General features: G+C 58.9%; 12 protein-coding genes. 9 read left to right on the forward strand and 3 right to left on the reverse strand.

Annotated features, from left to right (window positions below; translation table 11 throughout):
- Positions 1 to 107: 107 nt before the first annotated feature.
- From FS819_RS12875 to FS819_RS12910, 8 genes are all read left to right on the forward strand, one after another.
- Positions 108 to 2,576 carry a glycogen/starch/alpha-glucan phosphorylase gene (locus FS819_RS12875; RefSeq protein WP_156550998.1) on the forward strand — a complete coding sequence of 823 codons (2,469 nt, stop codon included), beginning with the start codon at positions 108 to 110 and terminating at the stop codon, positions 2,574 to 2,576.
- Positions 2,576 to 4,825 (forward strand): 1,4-alpha-glucan branching protein GlgB, encoded by a 2,250-nt coding sequence (gene glgB / locus FS819_RS12880; protein WP_156550999.1) that lies wholly within the window; start codon positions 2,576 to 2,578, stop codon positions 4,823 to 4,825. Before FS819_RS12875 ends, glgB begins: the two co-directional genes overlap by 1 nt.
- Before the next feature lie 37 nt (positions 4,826 to 4,862).
- A complete protein-coding gene (gene glgC, locus FS819_RS12885; RefSeq protein WP_070166829.1) occupies positions 4,863 to 6,137 on the forward strand; it encodes a glucose-1-phosphate adenylyltransferase in 1,275 nt (424 codons plus the stop codon).
- The gene (gene glgA, locus FS819_RS12890; protein WP_156551000.1) at positions 6,134 to 7,570 is read left to right on the forward strand and encodes a glycogen synthase GlgA; all 1,437 of its coding nucleotides are present in this window, start codon (positions 6,134 to 6,136) and stop codon (positions 7,568 to 7,570) included. Before glgC ends, glgA begins: the two co-directional genes overlap by 4 nt.
- Positions 7,571 to 7,577: 7 nt before the next feature.
- Positions 7,578 to 9,206, forward strand: coding sequence for an alpha-D-glucose phosphate-specific phosphoglucomutase (locus FS819_RS12895; RefSeq protein ID WP_156551001.1), 1,629 nt, complete (start codon positions 7,578 to 7,580; stop codon positions 9,204 to 9,206).
- Between the two features lie 14 nt (positions 9,207 to 9,220).
- Positions 9,221 to 11,170: a glycogen debranching protein GlgX gene (gene glgX / locus FS819_RS12900; RefSeq protein ID WP_156551002.1), complete on the forward strand. Its 1,950-nt coding sequence runs from the start codon at positions 9,221 to 9,223 to the stop codon at positions 11,168 to 11,170.
- A gap of 303 nt (positions 11,171 to 11,473) precedes the next feature.
- Positions 11,474 to 11,962: a MaoC family dehydratase gene (locus FS819_RS12905; protein ID WP_071203776.1), complete on the forward strand. Its 489-nt coding sequence runs from the start codon at positions 11,474 to 11,476 to the stop codon at positions 11,960 to 11,962.
- Between the two features lies 1 nt (position 11,963).
- Positions 11,964 to 13,013, forward strand: a complete 1,050-nt coding sequence (locus tag FS819_RS12910) for a DUF2332 domain-containing protein (RefSeq protein ID WP_234624501.1) — start codon at positions 11,964 to 11,966, stop codon at positions 13,011 to 13,013.
- Positions 13,014 to 13,254: 241 nt separating this feature from the next.
- Here FS819_RS12910 and FS819_RS12915 read toward each other — a convergent pair whose 3' ends face one another.
- Positions 13,255 to 14,769 carry a TRAP transporter large permease gene (locus FS819_RS12915; protein ID WP_156533731.1) on the reverse strand — a complete coding sequence of 505 codons (1,515 nt, stop codon included), beginning with the start codon at positions 14,767 to 14,769 and terminating at the stop codon, positions 13,255 to 13,257.
- A 24-nt stretch (positions 14,770 to 14,793) separates the two neighbouring features.
- A complete protein-coding gene (locus tag FS819_RS12920) occupies positions 14,794 to 15,333 on the reverse strand; it encodes a TRAP transporter small permease subunit (protein WP_015917122.1) in 540 nt (179 codons plus the stop codon).
- Positions 15,334 to 15,598: 265 nt separating this feature from the next.
- Here FS819_RS12920 and FS819_RS12925 point away from each other — a divergent pair, with 265 nt between their 5' ends.
- Complete coding sequence (locus tag FS819_RS12925) at positions 15,599 to 15,823, forward strand: aa3-type cytochrome c oxidase subunit IV (protein ID WP_156533729.1); 225 nt, start codon at positions 15,599 to 15,601, stop codon at positions 15,821 to 15,823.
- A gap of 92 nt (positions 15,824 to 15,915) precedes the next feature.
- Here FS819_RS12925 and FS819_RS12930 read toward each other — a convergent pair whose 3' ends face one another.
- The gene (locus FS819_RS12930) at positions 15,916 to 16,746 is read right to left on the reverse strand and encodes a tetratricopeptide repeat protein (RefSeq protein WP_156551022.1); all 831 of its coding nucleotides are present in this window, start codon (positions 16,744 to 16,746) and stop codon (positions 15,916 to 15,918) included.
- Positions 16,747 to 16,915 lie beyond the last annotated feature (169 nt).

Below are 16,915 nucleotides of genomic sequence, written 5' to 3' on the forward strand. Positions count from 1 at the left end.
TGCAACTATTCGCCAAGGATGCATACACTGTATGTGCCGGTGGTTGGCAAACCGCATGACCATCGGTCTCGCGCCCTGCCCTTTCCTCCTCACCATGTGGCGAAGTCATGAATGAAACTCATCCAAAGGCCGACCTCCCTCTTCCAAAGCCCCGCGTCTCCAATCCGGAAACGCTTGCCGCCGAAATCATCGAGCGGCTGACCTATGGTATCGGCAAGGACGCGAAGGTTGCCAAGCCTCATGACTGGCTGACCGCCACCATTCTGGTGGTGCGCGACCGCATCATCGACAAGTGGATGGAATCCACCCGCCAGACCTATGCCACCAATGCCAAGCGGGTCTATTATCTGTCGCTGGAGTTTCTGATTGGCCGGTTGATGCGCGATGCGATGACCAATCTCGGCCTGGTCGAGGAAATCAAGGCAGCGCTGGAATCGCTCGGTGTCGATCTTGGCGTCATCGCCGGGCTGGAGCCCGATGCGGCGCTGGGCAATGGCGGGCTTGGCCGTCTGGCCGCCTGCTTCATGGAAAGCATGGCGACGGTGAATATTCCCGCCTATGGCTACGGTATCCGCTACGTCCACGGCCTGTTTCGCCAGCAGATGGCCGATGGCTGGCAGGTGGAACTGCCGGAGACGTGGCTCGCCCACGGCAATCCCTGGGAATTCGAGCGGCGCGAAAGCTCCTATGAAGTCGGCTTTGGCGGCGGCGTCGAGACCGCCTCCAACGGCACCAGCGGCGAGGAAATCCGCCACGTCTGGAAGCCGAGCGAGCGGGTGATCGCCACCGCCTATGACACGCCCATCGTCGGCTGGCGCGGCGAACGCATCAATACATTGCGTCTTTGGTCGGCCCAACCAATTGACCCGATCCTGCTCGATGCCTTCAATGCGGGCGACCATATTGGTGCGTTGCGTGAAAGCAACCGGGCCGAAAGCCTGACCCGGGTGCTTTATCCAGCCGATGCCACCGCCGCTGGGCAGGAACTGCGCCTTCGCCAGGAATATTTCTTCTGCTCGGCTTCGCTTCAGGACATCGTTCGGCGTCATCTCCAGCACGGCAATGCGCTGATCGACCTTCCAAAAAAGGTGGCGATCCAGCTCAACGACACCCATCCTGCCGTCTCTGTCGCTGAACTGATGCGGCAATTGACCGACGTTCATGGCATGGATTTCGATACCGCCTGGGACGTAACCCGCGAGACCTTCTCCTATACCAACCACACGCTTTTGCCCGAAGCGCTGGAAAGCTGGCCGGTGCCGCTGTTCGAGCGGCTGTTGCCACGCCATATGCAGCTGGTCTACGCGATCAACGCCAAATGCCTGGTGGAAGCGCGCAAGCAGAAGAATTTCACCGATCTGGAAATCACCAGCCTGTCTCTGATCGATGAAAGCGGCGACCGCCGGGTGCGGATGGGCAATCTGGCCTTCATGGGCTCCCATTCGATCAATGGCGTCTCGGCCCTGCATACCGAGCTGATGAAGGAAACGGTGTTCGCCACCCTGCACAAGCTCTACCCGGACCGGATCAACAACAAGACCAATGGCATTACCCCGCGCCGCTGGCTGATGCAGTGCAATCCCGGCCTGACCTCGCTGATCCGCGAAGCGATCGGCGACGACTTCCTTGATGACGCCGAAAAGCTGACCGCTTTGGATGCTTTTGCCAAGGACAGCGCCTTCCAGCAGAAATTTGCCGCCGTCAAGCGGGCCAACAAGGAGCAACTGGCCAATCTGGTCGCCAGCCGAATGGGCATCCGGCTCGATCCCTCGGCCATGTTCGATATCCAGATCAAGCGCATCCATGAATACAAGCGCCAGCTCTTGAACATCATCGAGACCGTGGCGCTCTACGACCAGATCCGCTCGCATCCGGAACGCGACTGGGCGCCGCGCGTCAAGCTGTTCGCTGGCAAGGCGGCACCGAGCTATCACAATGCCAAGCTGATCATCAAACTGGCCAATGACGTGGCCCGGGTCATCAACAACGACCCGTCGGTGCGCGGCCTGCTGAAAGTGGTGTTCATTCCCAATTACAATGTGTCGCTGGCCGAGGTCATGGTGCCGGCTGCCGATCTCTCCGAACAAATTTCGACTGCGGGCATGGAAGCATCGGGAACCGGGAACATGAAGTTCGCGTTAAACGGTGCGCTGACCATCGGCACCCTGGATGGGGCCAATGTGGAAATGCGCGATCACGTCGGAGAAGACAATATCTTTATCTTTGGAATGACTGCGGAAGAGGTCGGCAAGGTGCGTGCCGAGGGGCACACCCCACGCCCGATCATCGAACGGTCGCGCGAACTGTCACAGGCACTGGCCGCCATCGCGTCCGGCGTGTTCTCGCCTGACGATCGGGACCGGTTCGCCAGCCTGGTGGATGGGCTCTATAACCATGACTGGTTCATGGTGGCCGCCGATTTCGATGCCTATGCCACAGCCCAACGTCAGGTGGACGCGGTCTGGACCGACCAGCCCCTCTGGCAATCCAAAGCCATTCTGAATACGGCCCGCATGGGTTGGTTCTCCTCCGACCGGACGATCAGACAGTATACGGCCGACATCTGGAGAGCCTGATGAAGAAAACAACCAGGCAGACGCAGGCATCAGCCGAGAGCGGCCATCCGCCCTCTGCTGACCACCTTTCTTCTGCCGAGATCGAAGCCATCGTCGCCGGCCTGCACACCGATCCGTTTTCGGTGCTCGGCGTTCATGCCGGTGCGGATGGTTTTATTGCCCGCTGTTTCGTGCCGGGCACCGAAAGCATTACCGCGCTCACACTCGACGGCAGCCTTGCCGGAGAGCTGGCCTGTCTCGATCCTGCGGGCTTTTTCGCCGGTCCGGTGGCGATCAAGTCCCAGCAGCCGCTGCGCTACCGCGCCTGCCGAGGCGATATGGAATGGTCGCTGACCGATCCCTATAGTTTCGGCCCGGTTCTCGGGCCGATGGACGATTACTTCCTGCGCGAAGGATCGCATCTGCGGCTGTTCGACAAGATGGGCGCCCATCCGATCAAGCATCAAGGCGTCGATGGCTTTCATTTTGCCGTCTGGGCGCCGAATGCAAGACGGGTCTCGGTGGTCGGCGATTTCAATGAATGGGATGGCCGCCGCCATGTGATGCGGTTGCGCCGCGACACCGGCATCTGGGAGATTTTCGCCCCTGATGTCCGGCCCGGTTCTGCCTATAAATTCGAGATTATCGGCGTCAATGGCGAGCTTTTGCCGCTGAAGGCCGATCCGTTCGCCCGCCGCAGCGAGTTTCGCCCACAGACCGCGTCCGTCACCGCCGCCGAGCTTTCCCAGAACTGGGAGGACGCGGCGCATCTGGCCCATTGGGGCAGCATCGACAAGCGTCGCCAGCCGATTTCGGTCTATGAGGTCCATGCCGGCTCCTGGCAGAAGCGGCCTGACGGCACCTTTCTCAGCTGGGACGAGCTGGCGGAACGGCTGATCCCCTATTGCACCGAAATGGGCTTTACCCATATCGAATTTCTACCCGTCACCGAACATCCCTATGACCCCTCCTGGGGCTACCAGACGACGGGGCTTTATGCGCCAAGCGCGCGGTTTGGCGAGCCGGAGGGCTTTGCCCGCTTCGTCAACGGCTGTCACAAGGTGGGCCTCAGCGTCATTCTCGACTGGGTTCCGGCCCATTTCCCGACCGATGCCCATGGGCTGCGCTTTTTCGACGGCACGGCTCTTTACGAGCACGAGGACCCGCGCAAGGGCTTCCACCCCGACTGGAACACTGCGATCTACAATTACGGGCGGATCGAGGTTCTCTCCTATCTGGTCAACAATGCGCTGTACTGGGCGGAAAAATTCCACCTGGACGGCGTGCGGGTCGATGCGGTCGCCTCGATGCTCTATCTCGACTATTCCCGCAAGGAAGGCGAGTGGATACCCAATGAATATGGTGGGCGAGAAAACCTGGAGGCGGTGCGCTTCCTGCAAAAGATGAATGAGCATCTCTACGGCGCCCATCCGCAGGTGATGACCATTGCCGAGGAAAGCACCTCCTGGCCGAAAGTGTCCCAGCCAGTCCACGAAGGCGGTCTCGGCTTCGGCTTCAAGTGGAACATGGGCTTCATGCATGACACTTTAAGCTATTTTGCCCGCGACCCCGTGCATCGCAAGCACCACCATCATGAAATCACCTTCGGGCTGATCTATGCCTATAGCGAAAATTTCATGCTGCCGATTTCCCATGATGAAGTGGTGCATGGCAAAGGCTCGATGATTGCCAAAATGCCCGGCGACGATTGGCAGAAATTTGCCAATCTTCGCGCCTATTACGGCTTCATGTGGGGCTATCCCGGCAAGAAACTGTTGTTCATGGGCCAGGAATTTGCCCAGTGGAGCGAATGGAGCGAGGAACGGTCGCTGGACTGGAACCTGCTGCAATATCCGTTGCATGAGGGCATGCGCCGCCTGGTGCGTGATCTGAACTTTACCTATCGCAACAAGCCAGCACTGCATGCCCGCGACTGCGAGGGCGAAGGGTTCGAATGGCTGATCAGCGAGGATGCCGATCAATCCGTGTTTGCCTGGTTGCGCAAGACGCCCGGTGAACGGCCGGTGGCTGTCATCGCCAACCTGACACCGGTCTATTACCAGCGTTACGACGTGCCGCTGCCAATGGCCGGGCGGTGGCGGGAAATTCTCAATACCGATGCCGAGATCTATGGCGGCAGCGGCAAGGGCAATGGCGGCCGAGTGGAGGCCGTGCTGGATGCGGCAACGACCTCCGACAAGGCGCCATGGGCGCACGCAACGCTGTCACTGCCGCCGCTGGCAGTGATCATGCTGGAGTTGGAACAGTAAGACGAACACGTATTTGAGACATGCGGGAGGAGATTGCATGACGCCGACAAAGAGAATTCAGCCGCTGGCGCGCGATGCCATGGCGTATGTACTGGCCGGCGGACGGGGCAGCCGCCTTAAGGAGCTGACCGACCGGCGGGCAAAACCCGCCGTTTATTTCGGCGGCAAGGCCCGGATCATCGATTTCGCCCTGTCGAATGCGCTGAACTCAGGCATTCGCCGCATCGGCGTTGCTACCCAGTACAAGGCCCATTCGCTGATCCGCCACATGCAGCGTGGCTGGGATTTCCTGCGGCCCGAGCGCAATGAAAGCTTCGACATCCTGCCCGCCAGCCAGCGCGTTTCCGAAACGCAATGGTATGAGGGTACGGCAGATGCCGTCTTCCAAAACATCGATATTATCGAGCCTTATGGCCCGGAATATATGGTGATCCTGGCGGGCGACCACGTCTATAAGATGGACTATGAATTCATGCTCCAGCAACATGTCGACAGTGGTGCCGATGTCACCATTGGCTGCATGGAAGTGCCACGCATGGAAGCCTCGGCTTTCGGTGTCATGCATGTCGACGACAAGGACCAGATCATTGCCTTCGTCGAAAAGCCCGCCGATCCACCGGGCATTCCCGGCAACGAGACCATGGCGCTCGCCTCGATGGGCATCTACGTGTTCCACACCAAATTCCTGATGGATTGCCTGCGCCGCGACGCCGCCGACCCCAATTCCAGCCGGGATTTCGGCAAGGACATCATTCCCTATATCGTCGAACACGGCAAAGCCGTGGCGCATCGCTTTGCCTCCTCCTGCGTGCGCTCGGATTTCGAAAAGACCCCGTATTGGCGCGATGTCGGCACCATCGATGCCTATTGGCAGGCCAATGTCGACTTGACCGACATCCTGCCGGAACTGGATATCTACGATAAATCCTGGCCGATCTGGACCTATGCCGAAATCAATCCGCCGGCAAAATTCGTCCACGACGATGAAGGCCGTCGCGGTTCGGCGATTTCCTCTCTGGTCTCGGGCGATTGCATCATATCCGGCTCGACGCTCTATCGCAGCCTGCTGTTTACCGGTGTTCGCGCCAATTCCTATTCGAGGCTGGAAGGCGCCGTCATTCTGCCAAAGGTCACCATTGGCCGTCATGCCCGGTTGACCAATGTGGTGATCGATCATGGCGTCACCATTCCCGAAGGCCTGATTGTCGGTGAAGACCCGGAGATCGACGCCAAGCGCTTCCGCCGCAGTGAAAACGGCATCTGCCTGATCACTCAGGCCATGCTGGACAAGCTGGAGCAATCAGGCACATGAACATCCTGTCCGTTGCATCGGAAGTCTATCCGCTGATCAAGACCGGCGGTCTCGCCGATGTGGCGGGCGCCCTGCCCCTGGCGCTCGAACCCTTGGGCATAAAAACCAGAACCCTGCTGCCGGGCTATCCGGCAGTCCTCGCCAAGCTTGGCAACACGGATGTGCTCCTGCATATGCCTGACCTTCTGGGCGAGACGGCAACCGTACTTTCGGCCCGGCATGAGGGCCTGGACCTGCTGATCCTCGATGCGCCAGCGCTGTTTAACCGTCCAGGCGGCCCCTATGTGGATAGCAATGGCCGCGACTATGGCGACAACTGGAAACGGTTTGCGGCGCTGTCGCTGGCAGGCGCCCGTATTTCTCAAGGCGCACTCGATGATTGGCGACCGGATCTCGTGCATGTCCACGATTGGCAGGCCGCTCTGGTGCCGGTTTATATGCGCTACGATGAGAAGCCGGAAATTCCGAGCCTCATCACCATTCACAACATCGCCTTTCAGGGGCAATTTTCCGCTGACATCCTCCCGGCTCTCGGTCTGCCAGAGCATGCATTGTGGGAAGCGCTCGAATATTACGGCACGCTGGCTTTTCTGAAAGGCGGCATTGCCACGGCACACGCCATCAGCACGGTCAGCCCGTCTTATGCCGAGGAAATTCTCGATCCGCATTTCGGCATGGGCATGGAAGGGCTGATCGCCAGCCGTGCCAATGACCTGTTCGGCATCGTCAACGGCATCGATACCGCCGTCTGGAACCCCGATGATGACGGACTGTTAGCCTCGTCTTACAGCACTGCTACCCTGCGCAAGCGGGTCGCCAATCGCGAAGCACTCACCCGGCATTTCGGCCTTGATGACGATGCGGCACCGATTTTTTGTGTGATTTCCCGCCTCACCTGGCAAAAGGGCATGGATGTGCTGGCCGAGGTCGCCGACGATCTGGTCGCAGCCGGCGGCAAGCTGGTCATTCTCGGCTCCGGTGATCCGGCCCTGGAAGAGGCCTTGCAGGCCGCCGCCCACCGTCATCCGGGCCGGATCGGCATGGTGATGGGTTATAACGAACCGCTATCGCATCTGATGCAGGCGGGTGCCGATGCCATCCTCATTCCGTCAAGATTCGAACCTTGCGGCTTGACCCAGCTTTACGGCCTGCGCTACGGCTGTGTTCCGGTGGTGAGCCGCACCGGTGGTTTGAATGACACGGTCATCGACGCCAATGCGGCGGCACTTGCGGCAAAGGCTGCCACCGGCATACAGTTCGCCCCGGTCACGGTGGCAGGGTTGCGACAGGCGGTACGCCGGGCGATCCGCCTCTTCGACGACAAGAAACTATGGTATCAGATCCAGAAGCAGGGCATGAAAGCAGACGTATCCTGGACAGCAAGCGCCCAGCGCTACGTCGATGTTTATAACCGCCTCCTCGGAAAAGGCTGAAACACGCATGATTATTACGGTTCCAACCAAACCCTATTCGGACCAGAAACCCGGCACGTCGGGTCTGCGCAAGAAGGTGCCCCAATTCCAGCAGGAGCATTACGCCGAAAACTTCATCCAGTCGATTTTCGATTCGCTTGAAGATTTCAAAGGCAAGACGCTGGTGATCGGCGGCGATGGCCGGTTTTACAACCGTGAAGTCATCCAGAAAGCCATCAAGATGGCAGCGGCCAACGGCTTTGGCCGGGTGCTGGTCGGCCAGGGTGGTATCCTGTCGACACCGGCGGCCTCCCACATCATCCGCAAATACAAGGCTTTCGGCGGCATCGTGCTGTCGGCAAGCCACAATCCCGGCGGCCCGACCGAAGATTTCGGCATCAAATACAATATCGGCAATGGTGGGCCAGCGCCCGAAAAGATCACCGACGCGATCTACACCAATACCAAGACCATCACCGCCTATAAGACGGTTGAGGCAGCCGACATCAATCTCGATCGGATCGGCTCGTTCGATCTCGGCGAAATGACTGTCGAGGTCCTCGACCCGGTTGCCGATTATGCCGCGCTGATGGAGACATTGTTCGATTTTGCCGGTATCCGCAATTTGTTCAGCCTCGGCTTCCGCATGGTGTTCGACGCGATGAGCGCGGTCACCGGTCCCTATGCCAAGGAAATTCTCGAAAATCGCCTCGGCGCTCCTGATGGCACGGTGCGCAATTTCGTTCCGCTGCCGGATTTCGGCGGTCATCATCCTGACCCGAACCTCGTTCATGCCAAGGAGCTTTATGACGAGATGATGGGACCGGATGCGCCCGATTTCGGCGCAGCTTCCGACGGCGACGGCGACCGCAACCTGATTATCGGCAAGGGCATTTTCGTCACGCCGTCAGACAGTCTGGCGATTCTGGCCGCCAACGCCAATCTGGCGCCCGGCTATTCCGGCGGCATTGCCGGTATTGCTCGCTCCATGCCGACCAGTGCCGCTGCCGACCGTGTGGCCGAACGGCTGAAGATCGGCATGTACGAGACCCCGACCGGTTGGAAATTCTTCGGCAATCTGCTCGACGCTGGCAAGGTGACGATCTGCGGCGAGGAAAGTGCAGGAACAGGTTCCAGCCATGTGCGCGAAAAGGACGGTCTGTGGGCAGTCCTGCTCTGGCTGAACGTGCTGGCCAGCCGTGGCGAAAGCGTTCAGGACATCGTGCGCCAGCATTGGGCCTCCTATGGCCGCAATTTCTACTCCCGCCATGATTACGAAGAAGTGGACTCGGATGCGGCAAACGGGTTGATGGATGCATTGCGCGCCAAGCTTCCCGCCCTGCCCGGCACCATGATCGGCGAATTGAAGGTCGAAAAGGCCGATGACTTCGCCTATCACGATCCGGTCGACCATTCCGAAAGCAAGAAACAGGGCATCAGGGTGATGTTCGAGGGCGGCTCACGGGTGGTCTTCCGCCTGTCCGGCACCGGCACGTCGGGTGCAACTTTGCGCGTCTATATCGAGCGCTATGAGCCAAACTCGTCCAACCACGGCATCGAAACCCAGGAGGCACTCGCCGACCTGATTGTTGCTGCCGAGGAACTGGCTGGCATCAAGGCCCGCACCGGCCGCGATGCCCCGACCGTGATCACCTGATCGCGGATGGCCCTATGACAGGTGCTGGCGCTCGTCTCATTGCAACAGGCGCGGAGTTTGCGGTCTATTCCCGTGATGCCGAGCATCTGGAACTTTGCCTGTTTGATGAGACCGGAGACACCGAACTTCGCCGCCTGCCAATGCAGCGCGGCGAAGACGATCTGCACCGGCTGACCGTCGAGGGACTGGTCGCTGGAGCGCGATACGGCTACCGCGCCCATGGGCCGTATGATCCCGATCAAGGCCTGTGGTTTGATCCGGCCAAGCTGCTGGTTGATCCCTATGCGCTGGAAATCGACCGCCCCTTCCGTCACGATCCGCGCCTCAGCCAATTTGGCGAGGACACTGCAGATCTGGCACCCAAGGCCATCCTGATCGTACCCGGGCAGGCTGTGCTGGAGCGGCCCCGCCTGCCAGATGGCGGCTTTATCTATGAATTGCCGGTGCGCGGCTTCACCATGCTGCATCCTGATGTGCCTGAAAACCTGCGCGGCACGGTCGCGGCCCTTGCCCATCCATCCGTCATCGCCCATCTGCAAGCCGTTGGCGTCGATGCGGTGGAGCTTTTGCCGATCACCGCCTGGATCGATGAACGGCACCTGCCGCCGCTCGGCCTTTCCAATAGCTGGGGTTACAATCCGGTCGCCCTGATGGCGCTCGACCCGCGCCTCTGCCCCGGCGGGGTGGAGGAATTGCGCCGCACCGTCGAATGTCTGCATGAAAATGGCATCGGCGTGATCCTCGACCTGGTCTTCAACCATTCCGGCGAAAGCGACCGGTTCGGCGCGACGCTGTCGATGCGCGGCCTCGACAACAGGAGCTATTACCGGCACCTGCCCGACCAGCCGGGCGTGCTGGTCAACGATACCGGCTGCGGCAATACGATTGCCTGCGACAGACCGGTGGTGCGCCAGCTGATCCTCGACACTTTGCGCCATTTCGTCATGGCGGCGGGCGTCGATGGATTTCGTTTCGATCTCGCCCCGGTGCTGGGACGGACGGCAACAGGCTTTGAGGCACAAGGCGAGACGCTGACCGCCATGCTCCAGGACCCGATTTTGAAGGACCGGGTGATGATTGCCGAGCCCTGGGACATCGGCCCCGGCGGCTACCAGCTCGGAAACTTCCCAGCGCCGTTTCTGGAATGGAACGACCGCGCCCGCGACACTATGCGCCGCTTCTGGCGCGGCGATGACGGCCTGACCGGCGAGATGGCCACGGTGCTGGCGGGTTCATCGGATATGTTCTCGCGCAACGGCAGCCCCCACACCCGCAGCGTCAATTTCATCGCCGCCCATGATGGCTTCACGCTGCACGATCTGGTGTCCTATGCCCATAAGCACAATGAGGCGAATGGCGAGGATAACAGAGACGGCCATAGTGACAATCACAGCTGGAACAATGGCGCTGAGGGCGAGACCCGCGACCCTGATATCCTTGCCGCCCGCAAGCGTGATTGTACCGCTCTGCTCTCCACCCTGTTTGCCTCAAAAGGCTGGGTGATGCTGACGGCTGGCGACGAAGGCGGGCGCAGCCAGCGCGGCAATAACAATGCCTATTGCCAGGACAATGCCATCACCTGGCTGGACTGGGCAGCACTCGATGCCGATCTGGTCGCCCATACCGGACGGCTAGCCGCCCTGCGCAAACGGTTTCCGTCCCTCGCAGATCCAGCCTTTTTCACCGGCAATGGCGATGTCAGCTGGATTGATGCCTCCGGCCAGCCGATGCGCGTCGAGACCTGGCAAGATCCACAAGCCCGCTTCCTGGGGCTGCTGATCACCACGCCGGATCGAACCACAGGACGCGACACGCGGTTGGCAATCCTGATCAACAGGGGTGAAGCGTGTGCCGTCAATCTACCCGCTTCAACGGGAGGGGAATGGCGGGAGGTTTTTTCGGGTGTAGCTGCTTCAAAACTGGTAATGGAACCACGCCATGTGGCATTTCTCGTCGAAGGTTGAGCCCGCCAGCAGCTAGTGATCCTTGATCAAGGTTACCGGGCCTCATGGTTTCCACGGGAGCCGAACGCAGAAACGACATGATAAGCGCCCACATTCATTGAATGATTTTTATAGAAAACGTCTTTAAACCATTCCCCAGCACACCGGAATTAACGAATTTCTCATTCTTTCCGCTCGATTCTGAGCATTCAGGACATGGTTTTAAACAATTATCGAGTGCGTGATTTTCAGCCGCCACAAATGGCGATAGGGTTCTTTTTGATCTGAACACCCACCAGAGCCCCAACCCAACGAGAGTAGAGTATGCAGCGTCAAATTTCTCTCGCAGACGTCCCCGCCATGGTCGGGGAGGAACTGGGCATATCCAAATGGATCACCGTCGATCAAACCATGATCGATGCCTTCGCCACGGCGACTGACGATCACCAGTTCATCCATACCGATCCTGAGCGCGCCAAGGCGGAAACGCCCTATGGCGGCACCATTGCCCATGGATTTCTGACGATCTCGCTGCTATCGGCAATGAATTACGATTGCCTGCCTGTGATCCGCGAACAAACCATGGGGATCAATTACGGCTTTGAGAAAATCCGGTTGATGGCACCAGTCCGCTCGGGAAAGCGGGTGCGCGGCCGCTTCGTGCTGGCTGGCGCCCGGTTTCGCGGCGCAGGCATGCTGATGACCACCTATGATGTCAGTGTCGAGATCGAAGAGGAACGCAAACCGGCGCTCACCGCCATCTGGCAGACCATCATCCAGTTCGACCCTGAAAACCGACCAGAAGGGGTTTGAGGTGACGATTGACAGCCTGCGTCATGCCCTCACCGATCAGGCCCGATCCTGTGACAGTCTTGGCTCACCTTTCACCGCAAGGCTGTGCCGACTTGCCGCTGAACGGCTGACGCCCGCAAGCGCCATTGGCGCGCGGCTGATCGACTGGCCGGGAGACATCACGTCTGCGGGTGATTCCGTGCCGCTGCGGCTGGCGGGTACGCTGCATGCTTTGGTGTTGAGCAACGAAAGTCCTGATCTGGCCGCTGTCTATCCGCCTCATGACGCCATCGATGATGCACTCTGGGCCGCGGTGGAAACCACCTTCCGCGACCATGAGGCCTTCATGCAGGCCCGGCTGAATTCTGCGCCGCAAACCAATGAAGTGCGCCGGTCTGCCGCCCTTTTGCCGGGCTTCCTCACCATTGCCTCGCTGTTCGGCCTGCCATTGCGGTTGTCGGAGGTCGGTGCCAGCGCCGGGCTGAACCTGCAATGGGACCGCTATGCCTATCGGCTGGGCGAAACAAGCTGGGGCGATGGTTCGCAGGTTCTGCTGGCCTCCGACTGGCAAGGGCCGCCACCGCCATCCGCCACGATCACCGTTGAAGAGCGGGCGGGATGCGATCTCAACCCGCTCGATCCCGGCACGCCTGAGGATTGCGAACGGCTGTTTTCTTATATCTGGGCCGATCAAGCCGACCGGCTGGAGCGCACCAAAGCAGCCCTGGCACTGGCGCGAAGCAACAATCTTTCCGTGGACCGCATGGATGCGATCGACTGGCTGAAGCAAAGGCTGGCTCCGTCTCATCCGGGCCAGATGCACGTCGTCTACCATTCCGTCGCCTGGCAATATCTTCCCGACACACTGAAAGCCCAAGGCGAAGCGCTGATTGCTCAGGCCGGACAACGAGCCACAGCTCAGGCCCCGCTCGCCCGACTGCAAATGGAAGCGGATGGCCAGCGCGATGGTGCCAGCCTCACTCTGCAAATCTGGCCGGGCGGTGAGCGCCAGGAGATCGGCCGCGCTGATTTCCATGGTCGCTGGGTGAAATGGCAGGGCTGGAAGGCCTGATACGAAGAGTCATTGAAAATGACACTTCGTATTCCCCTTTCGAATATCTCAAGCGCTTGATGCATTTGAGATAGTCGAAATCTCTTGAAAGCGAGGATGCGTCAGCATCTTCGAGCTTTGGTATAATAGAGTTTGTCAGGGAAAAGTGGAATCCGGTTTTCCCGAAAAGACAAACGAAAACAAGAGAATCTAGAGTCTGTCTGGTTCAATCTGAACCTGACAGGCTCTAGGAACGCCACGCTCATTTAAAAGCTGGCGGCTGGCTGAGATCGATACCCGGCTTGGCAGCAGGCGCACCACCAAGCGAGGGTGGCGTGCCGAAATTCAGGCCGGGCGCACCGCTATCGCCGATGGGCGGCAGGCTCATACCGCTCCCGGCACCAAAGCCGGGCACCTCGATTTTCACCGAATTCAGGTCGATATCCTTAGCTTTTTCCAGCCACATGGTGACGGATTGTGGCCAGAAAATCACCACCGCGACGAGCAGAAGCTGCATGCCCACCCAGGGCAAGGCGCCGATATAGATATCGCGGGTCTTCACCTCTGGCGGGGCAACACTGCGCAGATAAAATAGCGCAAAACCGAAGGGTGGATGCATGAAGCTGGTCTGCATGTTGACGCACAGCAAAACACCGAACCAGATCAGGTCGATGCCCAGCGATTGTGCCACCGGCGCCAACATCGGGATGACGATGAAGGCAATTTCGAAGAAATCCAGGAAGAAGGCCAGCACGAAGACGAAAATATTGACGAAAATCAGAAAACCAACCGGACCACCAGGCAGGCCCGACAGCATATGCTCGATCCAGCGTGACCCATCCATGCCCTGGAACACCAGGCTGAAACAGGTGGAGCCGATCAAGATCATCACCACCATGGAGGTGATGGACATGGTGGATTGCATGGCTTGACGGATCAGCGGCCACGTCAGCCGGCGATGCATGGCCGCCAGCATGGCGGCCCCGACCACGCCCAGGGCGCCTGCCTCCGTCGGCGTCGCCAATCCCATGAAGATCGTGCCAAGAACCAGAAAGATCAGCACGATGGAGGGCAGCATACCCGCCAGCACCTGACGGATCAGTCTCCAATCCAGATCGCCACGGACTTCTTTGGGAAGCGGCGGCATGCTCGAAGGCTTGAAGATCGACATCAGGAAAATGAACAGCGTGAAAATTACCACTTGCAGGATCGATGGGCCGATAGCGCCCAGATACATGTCACCGACGGAACGGCCCAGCTGATCGGCGAGGATGACCAGAACCAGAGAGGGCGGAATGAGCTGGGTGATCGTTCCCGACGCCGCAATAACCCCCGTGGCCAGCTTCGGATCGTAGCCATAGCGCAGCATGATCGGCAGCGAGATCATCCCCATGGTGATGACAGAGGCTGCCACCGTGCCGGTAATCGCGCCCAGAATGGCACCGACGGCAATCACCGCATAGGCGAGACCACCGGGAACGGCACCGAATAGCTTGCCGGTTCCCTCCAGAAGATCTTCCGCCAACCCGCACCGTTCCAGAATGGCGCCCATCATGGTGAAGAAGGGGATGGCCAGCAGCAGATCGTTGGAGACGATCCCAAAAAACCGCAGCGGAATGGCCTGAAGAAACACTTCGTTGAAATGGCCCGTGGCAATGCCGACCATGCCGAAGAACAAACCAACCGCCCCCAGCGAGAAGGCCACCGGAAAACCGAACAGCATGAACAGCACCATGCCGAGAAACATGGCTGGCGGAATGATACCGAAATCGAACATGGACCTGTCCCCCAGGCTATTATTTTATTGCAGCGGCTTTTCGTAGCGCACGTCGATATGCAGGTGTCCCGTCAGCGCAGCGATGCGCTTCACCATTTCCGACAGGCCCTGCAAGACGAGAAGCCCGAATCCGGCAACCAGAATAAGCTTGACCGGCCAGCGGATCAGGCCACCGGCATTGGCGGACATTTCACCCTGCTGATAGGAAAGCCAGAAAAACGGCCAGCACAGCCAGGTCAGATAGATGCAGACGGGAAGGAGGAAGAAGACGATACCGATCAGATCGATCCACAATCGTTTGCGTTCAGAGACCGCGCCATAAATCAAATCCACCCGCACATGGCCGTTTTGGCGCAATGTATGGGCAGCTCCCAGCACAACGACATAAGCAAAGAGATACCATTGGATCTCCAGCCAGCCATTGGAACTGATATTGAAAAGATATCGGATGATCGCATTGGCCGCGCTGATCAGGCAGCACAGCAGCACCAGATATTCCGCCACCCGGCCAACGACTTCGCTCAGCGTGTCGATAGCCCGGCTCCACCCTAGCAAAACAGCCATATAAGCCTCCCAACTCCCTTATTTGCTTAGAACAAGGGGCGGGTATGCGCAACAGGGCGGCGGCCTGCCATGCACGGGATTAGCAAGGCTTTGGCCTTTAAAGCCTGTCAAGTTCGCCTAAAGTTCTACGGCATGATACGTTTCATCAAGCGAATGATGCTGTAGCATTTTAAATTTGCCGCATAATTTTCTCTTTAAAAGCAGTTCCGGTTTTAAGAATTATGCGGTAGCCTGTGGAGAATACACGCTTTTGGGGAGTAAGAGCATGAGCGAAGACCATTCCGGCCCGGTCGAAACGGGCGCCTCGATGGATTATCCCGCCCACGAGCGGACCTATGACAGTTTCATAGCCGCCTCGAAATATGGCACAGCCATTCTCGTCGCGCTGATGATCGGCATGGCCGCTGGATTTTTCACCACGGCCGGATTCCTGGGTGGCATTCTGGTGTTTCTGATCCTCAGCGTCATCGGCGTCTTCATGATGCGGTAAACCGCGATTGCCAATCTCCAGAACTGACCAATCTCCAGAACTGAAAAGGCCGGCAATGCCGGCCTTTTGTATGGAACTGAGTAGAAGCCGCTTCAGCTTGTCGAGCCGCGTGTCCGGGCAAGACCATCGCGAGCGGGCGTGTATTTTCCATCCAGGCTCAAGGCATGGGCGTAGGACTTCGCGGCCTTGAGCTTATCGCCGCGCCGCTCATAGACCAGGGCCTGATTGGCCCAGGATTCGGCCAGCTTCGGGTTCATGTCGATGGCATGGTTGAAATCGGCAAAGGCGTTTTCATCGTCGTTCAGCGCCAGATAGCTTACGCCACGACCGTTGTAAGGCTCAGGCGCATTCGGTGACAGTGAGAGCGCCTTGGAAAAATCGTCGATCGCCTTATCGTGCTGGCCGCGCAACTGGAAGATCAGACCGCGATTGTGATAGGCGCGGCCATCGGTGGTATCCAGCTCGATTGCCTTGGAGAAATCCTGAAATGCCTCATCCACCCGGCCCGCCTGGCGGTAGATATTGCCACGGCCGATATAGGCGACATCATAGCTGCTATTGATCTTCAGGGCAGCGGTATAATCATTGGCAGCTTCGACCGGCTTGCCCATGTTGCGATAGACAAGGGCGCGGTTGGCATAGGCCTGGTAGAAATTCGGGTTGAGTTGCAGCGCGGTGTTGAAATCCGCCAGCGCCTTCTGGAATTCGCCAGCCCGGCCATAGGCGGAGCCCCGCACGTTATAGCCGCCTGGGTCGCGTGGATTGGCGGCGATGACCGACGACAGCGAGGAAATATTTTCCTTGGAACCCTGATCGCGGTCGATGCTGATCATGTCGCTTGACTGGTTGGTGGATTGGCATCCGGAAAGCGTCAGCATGGCGGTGAGGCCGAGAGCCAGCATATGGCAGCCTTTGCCGCGCATAGTAGCCCCCAGGCGACCGGCTGTTATGCCGGTGTTGAAAACCTTATCGACCATTGGCGTCATGCTTTCCGTTCCACCTGTTCAAAACCTCGGACTATGCCGAAACTGGAGAGGAAACGCCGAAGCGTTCCTAAAGTTCTGTCGACTCAACAAAACTTTATCTGGAGAC

The organism is Allorhizobium sp. Av2, from assembly GCF_021462805.2.
Taxonomy (GTDB): domain Bacteria; phylum Pseudomonadota; class Alphaproteobacteria; order Rhizobiales; family Rhizobiaceae; genus Allorhizobium; species Allorhizobium vitis_G.

Bases quoted from the DNA above. Each gene is read 5' to 3' on its own strand.
- FS819_RS12875 (WP_156550998.1), top strand. From the start codon at position 108: ATGAATGAAACTCATCCAAAGGCCGACCTCCCTCTTCCAAAGCCCCGC.
- glgB (WP_156550999.1), top strand. From the start codon at position 2,576: ATGAAGAAAACAACCAGGCAGACGCAGGCATCAGCCGAGAGCGGCCAT.
- glgC (WP_070166829.1), top strand. From the start codon at position 4,863: ATGACGCCGACAAAGAGAATTCAGCCGCTGGCGCGCGATGCCATGGCG.
- glgA (WP_156551000.1), top strand. From the start codon at position 6,134: ATGAACATCCTGTCCGTTGCATCGGAAGTCTATCCGCTGATCAAGACC.
- FS819_RS12895 (WP_156551001.1), top strand. From the start codon at position 7,578: ATGATTATTACGGTTCCAACCAAACCCTATTCGGACCAGAAACCCGGC.
- glgX (WP_156551002.1), top strand. From the start codon at position 9,221: ATGACAGGTGCTGGCGCTCGTCTCATTGCAACAGGCGCGGAGTTTGCG.
- FS819_RS12905 (WP_071203776.1), top strand. From the start codon at position 11,474: ATGCAGCGTCAAATTTCTCTCGCAGACGTCCCCGCCATGGTCGGGGAG.
- FS819_RS12915 (WP_156533731.1), bottom strand. From the start codon at position 14,769: ATGTTCGATTTCGGTATCATTCCGCCAGCCATGTTTCTCGGCATGGTG.
- FS819_RS12920 (WP_015917122.1), bottom strand. From the start codon at position 15,333: ATGGCTGTTTTGCTAGGGTGGAGCCGGGCTATCGACACGCTGAGCGAA.
- FS819_RS12925 (WP_156533729.1), top strand. From the start codon at position 15,599: ATGAGCGAAGACCATTCCGGCCCGGTCGAAACGGGCGCCTCGATGGAT.
- FS819_RS12930 (WP_156551022.1), bottom strand. From the start codon at position 16,746: ATGCGCGGCAAAGGCTGCCATATGCTGGCTCTCGGCCTCACCGCCATG.